Source organism: Oscillospiraceae bacterium MB08-C2-2 (assembly GCA_035621215.1).
Lineage (GTDB): Bacteria > Bacillota > Clostridia > Oscillospirales > Ruminococcaceae > WRAV01.
The window spans coordinates 2,296,452-2,309,246 of sequence record CP141729.1; the positions used below are offsets into that span (position 1 = coordinate 2,296,452).

8 protein-coding genes, 1 tRNA gene and 1 rRNA gene are annotated in these 12,795 nt (G+C 53.2%); 2 read left to right on the plus strand and 8 right to left on the minus strand.

All coding sequences use genetic code 11. The features are described 5' to 3' along the window. Positions 1-30 precede the first annotated feature (30 nt). A tRNA-Ala gene (locus U6B65_10285) sits at positions 31-106 on the minus strand. A 192-nt stretch (positions 107-298) separates the two neighbouring features. Continuing rightward, positions 299-1,815 (minus strand): 16S ribosomal RNA (locus tag U6B65_10290). 679 nt (positions 1,816-2,494) lie between these two features. Between U6B65_10290 and sleB the strand changes: the two genes are divergently transcribed. Further along, positions 2,495-3,202 carry a spore cortex-lytic enzyme gene (gene sleB, locus U6B65_10295; GenBank protein ID WRS26724.1) on the plus strand — a complete coding sequence of 236 codons (708 nt, stop codon included), beginning with the start codon at positions 2,495-2,497 and terminating at the stop codon, positions 3,200-3,202. Between the two features lie 431 nt (positions 3,203-3,633). On the opposite strand, the gene pseG is transcribed toward sleB, so the two are convergent. The 6 genes from pseG to pseB form a co-directional block, all read right to left on the minus strand. Then, positions 3,634-4,653 (minus strand): UDP-2,4-diacetamido-2,4,6-trideoxy-beta-L-altropyranose hydrolase, encoded by a 1,020-nt coding sequence (pseG, locus tag U6B65_10300; protein WRS26725.1) that lies wholly within the window; start codon positions 4,651-4,653, stop codon positions 3,634-3,636. 1 nt (position 4,654) lies between these two features. Next, positions 4,655-5,389, minus strand: coding sequence for a glycosyltransferase family protein (locus tag U6B65_10305; GenBank protein WRS26726.1), 735 nt, complete (start codon positions 5,387-5,389; stop codon positions 4,655-4,657). Beyond that, positions 5,383-6,171, minus strand: a complete 789-nt coding sequence (locus U6B65_10310) for an SDR family oxidoreductase (GenBank protein WRS26727.1) — start codon at positions 6,169-6,171, stop codon at positions 5,383-5,385. The genes U6B65_10305 and U6B65_10310 overlap by 7 nt, the downstream gene beginning before the upstream one ends. Positions 6,172-6,173: 2 nt before the next feature. After that, entirely contained in the window at positions 6,174-7,067 is an 894-nt protein-coding gene (locus U6B65_10315; protein WRS26728.1) for an aldo/keto reductase, read from the minus strand. A 104-nt stretch (positions 7,068-7,171) separates the two neighbouring features. Next, positions 7,172-8,374 (minus strand): UDP-4-amino-4,6-dideoxy-N-acetyl-beta-L-altrosamine transaminase, encoded by a 1,203-nt coding sequence (gene pseC / locus U6B65_10320; GenBank protein WRS26729.1) that lies wholly within the window; start codon positions 8,372-8,374, stop codon positions 7,172-7,174. Between the two features lie 22 nt (positions 8,375-8,396). Next, positions 8,397-9,389, minus strand: coding sequence for a UDP-N-acetylglucosamine 4,6-dehydratase (inverting) (gene pseB, locus U6B65_10325; GenBank protein ID WRS26730.1), 993 nt, complete (start codon positions 9,387-9,389; stop codon positions 8,397-8,399). A gap of 537 nt (positions 9,390-9,926) precedes the next feature. Between pseB and U6B65_10330 the strand changes: the two genes are divergently transcribed. Beyond that, the gene (locus U6B65_10330; GenBank protein WRS26731.1) at positions 9,927-12,488 is read left to right on the plus strand and encodes an ATP-dependent helicase; all 2,562 of its coding nucleotides are present in this window, start codon (positions 9,927-9,929) and stop codon (positions 12,486-12,488) included. The last annotated feature ends 307 nt before the right edge of the window (positions 12,489-12,795 follow it).

Consider the following 12,795-nt stretch of genomic DNA (forward strand, 5'->3'; position numbering starts at 1 on the left):
TCCTCTACTTGTCTCCTGACCCGAAGGTCATGGTGGAGATGAGGAGGATCGAACTCCTGACCCCCTGCTTGCAGGGCAGGTGCTCTCCCAGCTGAGCTACACCCCCATATGGGAGACTTGTAGGCTCGCTTCCCTCTCTTACCCTTTTGAAAGTACTAAAAGTACCTTCAAAATCGAACAACATTAGTGTTTTTGCCAAAACTCAACGAAAGCAATTCTTTTAAAACTCTCATCTATTCTGGTAACAGCTCTTACCTGACCGGATACTACAAAACTTTACGTTTTGTTAGCTCCTTAGAAAGGAGGTGATCCAGCCGCACCTTCCGATACGGCTACCTTGTTACGACTTCACCCCAATCATCAATCCCACCTTCGGCAGCGCCCTCCTTGCGGTTAGGCTACTGACTTCGGGTGTTACCGACTCTCATGGTGTGACGGGCGGTGTGTACAAGGCCCGGGAACGTATTCACCGCGGCGTGCTGATCCGCGATTACTAGCAATTCCGACTTCATGCAGGCGAGTTGCAGCCTACAATCCGAACTGGGACAATTTTTGGGGATTTGCTCCACCTCGCGGTATTGCTTCCCTCTGTTAATTGCCATTGTATTACGTGTGTAGCCCAGGTCATAAAGGGCATGATGATTTGACGTCATCCCCACCTTCCTCCGTTTTGTCAACGGCAGTCCCATTAGAGTGCTCTTGCGTAGCAACTAATAGTAAGGGTTGCGCTCGTTGCGGGACTTAACCCAACATCTCACGACACGAGCTGACGACAACCATGCACCACCTGTATCCACGCCCCGAAGGGCATTCCCTATCTCTAGGGTACTCGTGGTATGTCAAGACCTGGTAAGGTTCTTCGCGTTGCTTCGAATTAAACCACATAATCCACTGCTTGTGCGGGCCCCCGTCAATTCCTTTGAGTTTCAACCTTGCGGCCGTACTCCCCAGGTGGATTACTTATTGTGTTAACTCCGGCACGGAAGGGGTCAGTCCCCCCACACCTAGTAATCATCGTTTACAGCATGGACTACCAGGGTATCTAATCCTGTTTGCTCCCCATGCTTTCGAGCCTCAGCGTCAGTAAAAGCCCAGTAGGCCGCCTTCGCCACTGGTGTTCCTCCTAATATCTACGCATTTCACCGCTACACTAGGAATTCCGCCTACCTCTACTTCACTCAAGAGACCCAGTTTTGGATGCAGCCCCGCAGTTAAGCTGCGGTATTTCACATCCAACTTGAGTCCCCGCCTGCGCTCCCTTTACACCCAGTAATTCCGGATAACGCTTGCCACCTACGTATTACCGCGGCTGCTGGCACGTAGTTAGCCGTGGCTTCCTCACAGAGTACCGTCATTATCGTCCTCTGCAACAGAGCTTTACAATCCGAAGACCGTCTTCACTCACGCGGCGTCGCTGCATCAGGGTTTCCCCCATTGTGCAATATCCCCCACTGCTGCCTCCCGTAGGAGTCTGGGCCGTGTCTCAGTCCCAATGTGGCCGTTCAACCTCTCAGTCCGGCTACCGATCGTCGCCATGGTGAGCCATTACCTCACCATCTAGCTAATCGGACGCGAGCCCATCAAGAAGCGGATTACTCCTTTCATACCATGAAGATGCCTTCTCGGTATTATATGCGGTATTACCGTCCGTTTCCAGACGTTATTCCCCACTTCTCGGCAGGTTGCTCACGTGTTACTCACCCGTCCGCCACTAAGCCAGCCGGAGTGCAAGCACTCCAAAAGGCTTCGTTCGACTTGCATGTGTTAGGCGCGCCGCCAGCGTTCATCCTGAGCCAGGATCAAACTCTTAATTAATTGGTATATTTAAACCCGCATCACTGCAAGTCCAATATCGCTTTCAATCAAGCTTTGTCACCCTTTGCTCTCAAACTTACTAGCGTTCGTTCGTTCGCTTTAGGTTTTTCTTAAAAGAATTTTCTAAGGGCTGTTTCTTTCTTATCAAAACAGCTAATGTTGTTCAATTTTCAAGGTGCTTTCTTTTCTCGCCGCCGTCGCTCTCGCTCGAGACAGCTTAGTTATAATACCATGCCACTTACTTTATGTCAACACCTTTTTCCAAGTTTTTTAAAAGAATTTGTCAAAAGGTGTTTTTTCCTGTAAAAATAGGGGGAATTTGGCACTTGCAAACCAGGTTTTTTCCTTTACTGGTGCGCAATAATCATAATATGGCCGAATCGGCTAAAAATATACGGATGTTTGAGCTTACCGGGAAATATACTTTATAGTAGCCAAACTTCAAAACAACATTCTGCGAGTCAAAAGCTGCACCTTTGGCGCAAAGCAAGCTGTGTCTGCGTTTAAAAACGATGGTTTGGCTTTCAAGTTTATTGACTATATCATACACCTATTCTCTTGTCCAGCACTAAAAAGGTTTTCCCTGCCATGTATTTTGCCGTATTTTCGGGAAACCCTTTTATTGAAATCTTCCGGCAGGATCTATACATTATATACGCAAAAAAGGGAGGCCGTTTTCATGAGCCGTGTTGCTCAATATATCCTTCGTATTTTAATCGTGGTATTTCTAAATCTATGTGTGATTGGAATTGTAGGTTATATGATTCATCAGGGATACCAGCCCAAAACCGTTGAGGTGCTTTCCAAGCAGGGCTCCCAAGGGAATGAAGTGCAGGAAATCCAGCAGCGCCTTTCCGACTGGGGCTATTACAGCGGGCAGGTGGATGGTATCTTTGGCGATCAGACTGCCAAAGCCGTGCGCCGCTTTCAGCAGGATCACGGGCTGACGGCAGACGGCGTTGCAGGCCCCAAGACTTTGGAGCAAATGGGAATTGCCTCCTCAGAGGCTACCTCCGGCGGCGCCGCAGGCATGGGCGATTCGGATTTTCACCTTCTGGCACGACTGGTCTCCGCCGAGGCCAGAGGCGAGCCTTTTAATGGACAAGTTGCCGTGGCGGCCGTAATTCTCAATAGGGTGGAGCATCCCTCTTTCCCGGATTCCATCTCCGGTGTAGCCTACCAGCCCGGCGCCTTTACCGCTTTGACAGATGGCCAGATCAATGAGAATGTGGCGGATTCCGCTTACCGGGCCGCTCGTGAGGCTTTGAACGGGGCAGACCCCTCCGGCGGTGCTATCTACTATTACAACCCCGACCGGGCTATCAACCAGTGGATTCGTACCCGGCCGGTTATTACCCAGATCGGTAAGCATCTTTTCTGCTCTTGAGGCTGCCTCTTACTTCGGGGAGACTTCGCCTCTTTCGTCGAGCTTAGGCAGGAAAAACCTTTGCCTTAGTACCCAATGGCAAAGGCTACAGTTTTAGACAAGCAAAAAGCCTTACTCTTGTGCTCAATAGCCTTGCCTCAGCGGGAAGCTCTTTTCTTTGTTACCTTTCTTTTTCTAAAAGAAAGGGTGCCCGTGCGGCACAAGCACGACCTAAGCCGAGCCGCCCAGACACCGTTGAATCTGGGCAGGGGAGGGTTCCAAGGGAGGACGCACCTCCCTTGGCGATTCTTTGCATCCTTTCTCATCGTGGAGAAAGGATGTGCCCGGCACGGCATGAGTGCCAAAACTTCAAAGCTCCACTATTTAAAATCCCAAACAAGGCAAATGCCTACAGGACGCCAAAGTGGTTTTTCTTTGAACCCTTTCTTTTATCAAAAAGAAAGTAGGGTATGGGCAATGCGCTCTGCCCCTCTCCCATCCACAAGCCTCTGAGCATTTTGGGAAAGGCGGCGGCGCAAAGCGGCATCCCCGGCAAGCTTTTCTAAACCCTCTATGATAGCGCCCAGCCACTGCGACTCTTGACTGCGCACATCCCCGCCAAAAAGCATTTCTTTTTGGGCAAGGGCCTGAGCGCCTTTGATTTGGTTATCCGCCATAACAAACAGCACAGTCGGCACCCCGCAGGCACACAATTCATATAAGGTAGAGCCCGCCGCTGAAACCGCCAGATCGCAGCCAGACATCAGCGGCTCCATTTTTTCCACCCCGGTGTGAACCTTCACCCCGGGGGTATTTTTTTCCAGCTCCAAAAGCTGGGGCAAATGGGCATTAAACCTTCCCGCTACTATATGAAAGATCAAGCCCCCAAGCAGGGGATGGGCCTTTGCGGCCTCCACAACCTTGCCCGCCACATTATAAGGGTCACTGCCGCCGGTTGTCACCAGCACCGAGCGGGGCGTTTGGGCGGTGCCTTTCGCAGGCAAACCGCTGAATTCCTCCCGCAGGGGCGCATACCGACTGCCCAGCAGCAGCTTGGTGTGGGGATACCGGGCGTCATAGCCCAGCTCCTCACCATAGCGGTTGTAGTTGATCAGGATGTGACAGGGATAAGGGTGCTCATCTAAATCATCCATATAGGCGGTGCAGGTGAGGGTTTTCAGGTGAGCAAGATAGGCTTCGGCGGCAAAATAGCTATCCACCAGCAGCGTTTTGATGCCTCGCTCCCGGATAAGCGCCTGCATTTTCTCACTTTCCTGTTCGAGATCATCCCACGCCGATTCCAGACAGATGACAGAAAACCCCCGCTGTGTAAGCAGGGGCTCCATTTCCCGATCCGCTGTAATAAAGGTACAGTCCCCGCCCAGCCTCCGGGCCGCCACTGCAATGGACATACAGCGCATAATGTGTCCAGTTCCAATTTTGGCGTTTCCATCCGCACGGATATACAACATGTTAAAGCCCTTCCTTTATATGCAGTGGCACTTGAATCTGCTGGATTTCCCGGTTGATTTCCGCCAGCTCCGGCCGCTTCTCCAACAGGCTCGCCAGCTCGTTTAAATAGAAATCATGCTTTCCTTTATACAGCGCCTTATAGATTGCCGAAATCAAGGCAAAATCCTCGGGGGTATCCACCACCAGACGATACCGGGAAAGATCGGGGCTTAGGGTATGGGTATAGGTGGGGAAATTCTCATAAATATAAGGCGTAACATGCTCCCGGTGATAGGGGGCATCCCCTTTTTGGAAAGCCTCTTGCAAGGCAGAAAAGGAGAAAACCTCGGTACCCAAGCCCAAGGGCATACCGACGGTTTTCACGATGGCCGCTACTCGCCGGTTATACTGCTCAATGGCGCTATCCACAATAAAAGGATCAAGAAGGGGGCTATCACCGCAGACCCGCACAATAACCTGCGCCGGGCGGGTGAGAGCGGCCTTATAAAAACGCGCCAGAACATCGTCAAGGCTCCCACGGAAGCAGGAAAAGCCCGCCTGCTCCACCTGTGCCGCCAGTGGATCGTCACTGGGGCTGTCGCTGGTGGCCAAAAGAATATGCCCCACATGGCGGCACTGGGAAAGCCGCTCCAGCAAATGCACAATTAAAGGCTTTCCCTCTAAATTCATCAGCACCTTGCCCGGCAGGCGGGAAGAGGACATCCGGGCCTGCACAATGGCGGTGGCTTTTACCACGCAGTCCACCCCCCATCCACATGAAGGCTCTGGCCGGTGATATAAGAGGAGGCATCGGAGGCCAGAAACACCACAGCCCCCATCAGATCACCCGGCTGACCGATACGGCCCAACGGGGTTTTATCCGCTAGCTTCTGGGCAAACAGCTCATCCTTCTGCACCTGCGGGTTGGGGAAGGGGCCGGGAACCACACAATTGGCCCGGATGCCCTTGCGCCCATACCGGCAGGCAAGGTACCGGGTCATTTGGCCAATGGCCGCTTTGCCGCAGCCATAGTTCATGGGATTGATGGTGTTGGAAGTTCCCTCATACAAGGCCGGGTCGGGGGAAACCACCCCATACATAGAGCCCACATTGATAATATTGCCTCCGCCTTGGGTCAGCATAGCCTTGACTGCCTGCTGGGTAATGCAGTAGGTTCCGCCCAGTGTTCCCTCCACGCCCTTCATGAAAGCTTCCAGCGGCTGCTCTTCAATAGAACCAGGGTTGGAAAAGGCGGCGTTGTTCAGGAGGATATCCACCCGGCCGTGCTTTTTCAACACAGACTCTATAAATTGTTGGGAACTTTTCTCGCTGGCAAAATCCAGCTCCAAACCGATACAGCTTACCTCATAGCGCTGGGAAAGCTCCGCCGCCAGCACCCGGTTGCGCTCCGCATCCCGGCTGCCGATCACCAGATTGGCTCCATACCGGCAAAGGGCTTCGGACATAGCCCTGCCCAAATGGGTGGCTCCGCCGGTGATCACCACTGTTTTGCCGGTCAGATCAAACAAATCCCGCATGTTTATTTCCTCCATTTGGATGGATTGATCAGCTCTTCGGGCATTGCCCCGAAGGCTTCCTCCAGCCTTTCCCGCCCAGCAGGGGAAAGGGGAGGCTGAGAATACAGGTGCAGGTTTTCTTTTACCTGCTCTGTGGTTTCGCAGCCGATAAAGAAGGTATCAATTTCCGGCTGATCCCTTACATATAAAAACGCCGCCTGCTGAGGTGTGAGGCCCAGCTCCCCGCAAAGGGAGCGGAAGGCTTCCAAATGCGGCTTTGCCTGTGAAAGATAGGGGGGGAGCGCCTCCGATTCCAGTAGCAGAAGCCCCTGTAAATAAACCGAACGGCTGTGAAGCAAAATATCCCGGCTCTTCATCTCCGCCAGAAGCGACGGTTCCAGCACACGGCGATCCCATACATTATAAGGCGCCTGAATTACACCCAGCTGGGGAAAGGCAAGGCACGCCCGGATTTCCTCGGGGCTGTAGACCGAAACTCCCACTCGCCCCACCAGCCTCTGCTCCTGAAAAGGAGCAATTGCCTCCAGCGTCACCTGACCGCCCGCCAGCAAATCAGCCGCACTGTGGAAAAGCAGAAAATCCAGCCGCCGGCCCAGCCGATGCAGAGAAGCGGTAATTTCCCGGGAAACAGTCTGGGGTATCAAAGACGGCTCGGTTTGATGAAGGGGCCGGATTTTGGTGGAGATCATCACATCGTCCGCTCCCCGCCCGGCTGCACAGAAGCCGCCGATCAGCTCCTCACTGCTCCCATAAGCGGCGGCGGTATCCCACACCGTAACCCCATGATCACAGGCGGCCTGCAAAATAGCCATGGCCTGCTCCCCGGTGGGCCTGCCGCTTTTGTTGGCAATGCCGTATTCGAGGCCAAGCTGAACCGTTCCCAATCCCATTTTCATGTTGATTCCCTTTCCTCATTGGTTGTTTTTTTGAACAGCTCCTGCCATCGGGAATAAGGGCAGGAATTTCTACCCCACCTAAGCCCGAAAAAAGAGGCGAAGCCTCACTTCTCTTTTTTGGTAAAGAAAAGCAAGACCTTTTTCACCGCTTCTATGACACTTTCCACATCCGCATCGGTCATGGAATAATAAAGGGGAATGGTGATAGCCCCCTCATAAAAAGCCTCTGCCTGTGGGCAAAGCCCCTTCAGGTAACCAAGGTTTTGATAATAGGGCAGGGTATACACCGGAATATAGTGGACATTGCACAGCACCCCTTCGCCAGTCAGCGCATCAAAAATTTCCCGCCGGGTGCCGGAAAGGGTTTGCAGATTCAGCCGCAATACATAGAAATGCCGCACACTGTCGGCTCCGGGAATCTCCTGCTGAACGGTAAGCTGGGGCATACCGGCAAAGGCCTCGTTATACCGCTGAACAATTTCCTTGCGGCGGGTGGCAAACAGCTCCAGCTTATCCAGCTGGCTGAGAATCAGAGCCGCCTGAAAATCGGTGAGCCGGTAATTATAGCCCAGCTCAATCTGCTCATAATACCAAGGGCCCTCCGGTTCCCGGGTCATCTGCTCCGGGTTGCGGGTGATGCCATGGGTGCGGAATAGGGCGAGCCGCTCATAAAAGTCTGGGCGATTGGTGAGCACAGCACCGCCTTCACCACCGGTGACCGTTTTCACCGGGTGAAAGCTGAGAGTGGTCAGGTCTGCGATACTCCCCACCATTTTGCCATTTAAAGAACTGCCCAGAGAATGGGCGGCATCCTCAATCAGTATTAAATTGTGTTTGCGGCAAAGGTCACCCAGCTTTTCCAGATCGGCGGGCTGTCCGCCAAAATCCACCGCTATAATGGCCTTTGTGCGGGGGGTTATTTTCTCCTCCGCTGCCTCTGGGCAAAGATTCCATGTAGCCGGGTCGATATCGGCAAATACAGGAGTTCCCCCGCAATAAAGAACACTGTTGGCTGAGGCGGCAAAGGTGATGGGCGTGGTGATGACCTCATCCCCCGGGCCGATGCCTGCCGCATAGCAGGCGGCGTGGAGGGCCGCTGTTCCATTGGAAATACACACCCCATGGGCTGCTCCGGTTATTTTACAAAGGCGTGCCTCCAGCTCGCCGGGCTTGGGGCCGGTGGTCAGGTAATCCCCCAACAGCACCTCCCGCACGGCGGCGCAATCCGCCTCATCAATGTATTGGCGGCCATAGTGTATAGGGGTTTCCCGCACCGGGGTTCCCCCGAAAATTGCCAGCTTTTCCATAAAGAGCCCTCTTTTTCTTTGCCTAGTGTGCCGCTGTCTCAGCCAGACGGCGCTGTAAATCCTCCACTGAAAGCCACTGGGTGTTGGTTCCCGAGGAATACTCAAACCCTCTCTCAATGGGAATACCCCCGGGAATCAGCTTGTCGGTGTTCCACCAATCCATATGGGGATATACAATAAAGTGCTGATCGTATTCATATGTATTGAGGGAATCCTCACGGGTGACCATGATTTCGTGGAGCTTTTCCCCTTCCCGGATGCCGATTTCCTTCAAGGTACAACCGGGAAGCATGGCCTTGGCCAGATCAGTGATTTTAAAGGAAGGTATCTTGGAAATAAAGGTTTCGCCGCCCTTGGATTCCATCAGAGCCTTGATAACCAGCCGAACCCCTTCATCCAAGCTGATCCAGAAGCGGGTCATGGCAAAATCGGTGATGGGCAGTTCGGTTTTTCCCTGCTGGATGAGGCTGGCAAAAAAGGGAATCACCGAACCCCGGCTCCCAGCCACATTGCCGTAGCGCACAATGGAAAACCGGGTATCCTTGAAGCCGGAATAGGCGTTGGCCGCAATAAACAGCTTATCCGAAACCAGCTTGGTTCCACCATAGAGGTTAATGGGATTAACTGCCTTATCGGTGGAAAGGGCCACCACCCGGCGCACTCCGGTATCCAGCGCCGCTTCGATGACATTCATAGCACCATGGATGTTGGTTTTGATGGCCTCGTTGGGGTTATATTCACAGGCGGGAACCTGCTTCATGGCGGCGGCATGGATGACATAATCAATGCCGTCAAAAGCACGGACAAGGCGTTCCTTATCCCGGACATCGCCGATGAAATAGCGCATCAGCGGCTGGTGTTCCCGAAACCTATTCTGCATATTGAACTGCTTGAACTCATCCCGGGAATAGATGACGATTTTTTTCGGCTTATAATGCTCCAAAACATAAGAAGCAAAGTGATTGCCGAAGGAACCGGTGCCCCCGGTGATGAGAATGGATTTTCCATTAAGCATATTATTTTCTCCTACTCTATCGGTGGTGGTGCTTTTATTTTTTAAGGGCATGCATTGAAAATTAAACTTTGCGAGCGGAAAGAAAAGTGGCCAATCCCACCAGCTTAAAGCACAGGAATTTACACACCACTAAAGTTCGGATCTGGGGGGTACCAAGGGGGAGCGCCCCCTTGGCGATTCTTTGCATCCTTTCTCATCGTGGAGAAAGGATGTGCCCCGGCGCGGCATGAGCGCCAAAATTCACTTAGTGGTGCCTAAAATAAAGCCATTAGCCTGAGAAATAAGCCTTTCGTAATAAGCGAAAGAACTCCGCTTCTATCAAAATATTATTTTGTGGTTTTCGTACTATATTGTAGCACAAACAGCAGTACTTTTCCATGCAGATCGGCGGGGTTTGACGCTGGCGAAAAATCCCGCTATACTAAAGTTATTCGGCTCCGCTGCGCTGTTTTTTAGCCCGGGGGCTGTTTTTTCCTCTTTTGGGCAGGTTGCCCCTCTCTAATTGCCCACCACATTACAGCAAAGGGGGCTATGCCCTTGATTTCAACTATACAGCTTAATCCACAGCAGGCCTTGGTGGCAGAAACCCTTGACCGCCACTTTCTGCTGCTTGCTCCGGCCGGAACCGGGAAAACCAACACCCTTTCCGCCCGGATCGCCGCCATCATCGCCTCTGGGAAAGCGTTACCCGAGGAAATTCTTTGCCTAACCTTCACCAACCGGGCCTGCCGGGAAATGCTGGAACGGGTGGAATCGGTGGTCGGTGCCGCCGCTGCCGGAATAACGGTGCGCACCGTTCACAGCTTCTGCTACCATCTGCTGCTGGAATATGGCCCTCTAACCGGGGAAAAGCCCTCGGCCATGGGCATCTGCGACGAGGAGGATTCGGCGGAAATCATCGGTGAGGTGCTGGCCGGGGTGCCGGGGGTGGAAAAAATTGACCCGGCCCGGGTCCGCTCCATGATTCGGGCGCTGGCCTCCTTTATGGAAATGGTCAAGCACCAGATGTACCGGGAGAAAACCCGGGATATTCCCCTTGCCGCCGCTCAGGTGCTGGAACGGGAAGGGGAGTTCCTCAAGACCACCGTCTGCGTAGATAACTATACCCCAGACCCCAAGTTTTTCCGCTTTCTGGCAACCAAGGGTGCGGCTCTTATGGAGAGCTACCAGCGGCTTCTGCTGGAACGGAGCCTGTATGATTTCCACGACTTGGTCTTGCAGGCGGGGCTTTTGCTGGAGCATCCTGCTGTTTCCGCACTGGTGCACCAGCGATACCGCTACATACACATTGATGAGGTGCAGGATATCAGCGATATTGAGTATTCCATCCTAACCCGCATGGCCCCTGAGGCGGTTTTTCTCCTGTGCGGGGATGTGAACCAGACCATTTACAGCTGGCGTGGTTCGGTGCCTCAGCAGATTCTGCCCCGGTTTCAGCGGGATTTTTCCCCGCAGGAGGTGCGGCTGGAGGTCAATTACCGCAGCAGCCCCGGCCTTGTAAATCTGGGGGAGCGAATTGCCGCTCATGCTTTCAGCCATACCACATCGCCGCCTGTTTCTTATACCCGGCAGGAGGTAGCCGTTGCTGCTCTCAAAACCCAGCAGGAGCAAATTCAGTGGATGTTTGACCGGCTGATCACCTTGAATTTGCAGGGGGATTACTCCCGGGTGGCCATTCTTTGCCGAAGCAACGCCTTGTGCGCCGCCATTGCTAAGGGCTTTGCCCAGTGCCAAAAAAACCACACAGGGGAGCCGGTGCGCTTTATGCTGGCCGAGGAATTCCGCCTGTTCCGCACCAAGGAGGTCAAGGATTTGCTGGCCTTTATGCGGGCTGTGCTGATTCCGCAGGAGGATACCGCTCTTGGGCGGATTGTGCTGGAATACGCTCCCGGCATCGGCGGCACAACACTGGAGGCCATCCGACGTCAGCGGGAGGGGATGGGCATCCGCCTTTCGGATTATCTTTCCCCTGTGACCCATGCCCATGGCGATTATCTTGAGCCGCTGACACAGGCGCTGGATGCGGGGAATGTGGTGGTTTTTGATGTGGAATCCACCGGTGTGGATGTCTATCAAGATGAGATCATACAGTTTGCGGCGATTCGAACCAACAGCACCGCCCAAACGTTGGAATCACTTGAACGGTACCTCCGCCCGGAAAAGCCGGTGGGGGCATCTTTTGCGGTACACGGCCTCTCCGATGCTTTTCTGGCGAAAGAGGGCCTCTCTCCTAAGGAAGGGCTTGCAGAGCTGACCGCCTTTTTGCAGGGGAAAATTGTTGTGGGCCACAACGTGGGGTATGATCTTTCCATTCTGGAAGCTCAGCTCCGCCGCTATGGCCTGCCGCCGCTGGAAATCGCCGGGGTTTACGATACCTTGGAGTTGAGCCGCCGCTATCTGCCGGAGCTGCCCAACCACAAGTTGGCGACAGTTTCGGCCTATTTTGAAAGCGCCGCCAAGCCCTCCCACGATGCTATGGACGACATTCTGGCCACGGCACAGGTGCTGGCCGGGCTGGCAAGCCGGTTTATTCTGCCGCAAGAAACAGCCCGCCGGAGCGCTTTTGGGGAATACCTTGCCCGCTTTTTACCTCTGACCGATGCACTGATTCTTCTGCGGGAAGAAGCCACTCAAACGGATATTCCCGGCCTGTGTGCCTATGTGATGGAGACCTTTGATTTTGCGGGGAAGTACGCAAAGGAACCTTCCCGACTGGAAAATCTCGGGCGCTTCTGCCGCTTTATGGCCGACCCCATGTTTGATCAGGGCTGGTGGAAGCAAAGCCTTTCCCTTGTTTTGGAATACGCCACCCTTTCTTCCAGTGAGCTGGATCGGCTGAGCAAATCCTCCCGAAAGCTTTCCATTATCACCATTCATCAGGCCAAGGGCTGTGAGTTCGACACGGTCTTTCTCCCCTCTATGATGGAAAACCGCTTCCCTGGTGTGGTTGCTCTGCGCAGCGGCACGTTGGAGGAGGAAGCCCGGCTCTTTTATGTAGCGGCCACCCGGGCCAAAAAGCGGCTGTTCCTTTCGTGGTATAAAACCAACGAAAACAGCGGTGCTTCCATGAAGGCCAGCCGCTTTCTTGATCTGCTTTAGAAGGTTGCTATGGCAGTGGCATGCTCAATAGAAATTGCATATTTTACACCCGGCGGCACTGCCATAGCACAAATATTTTACAAGGCAGCTTGACTATATTGTGGCGATTTTCATCCCATATCTTGACAGCCTCAAGATGAGGTGGTATGCTAAAGCGGCAAAAGTTAAACGCGGGAAACATAACTGGATTTATACTTATTTACACGCAATGCGTGTTTGCGGGCGAGCCCGCAGCTTCAAAATCACGTAACAGTTTTGAAGCTATGTGAGTATATACCTTGAGAAGGCGAGAAATTGCCACCTTTGG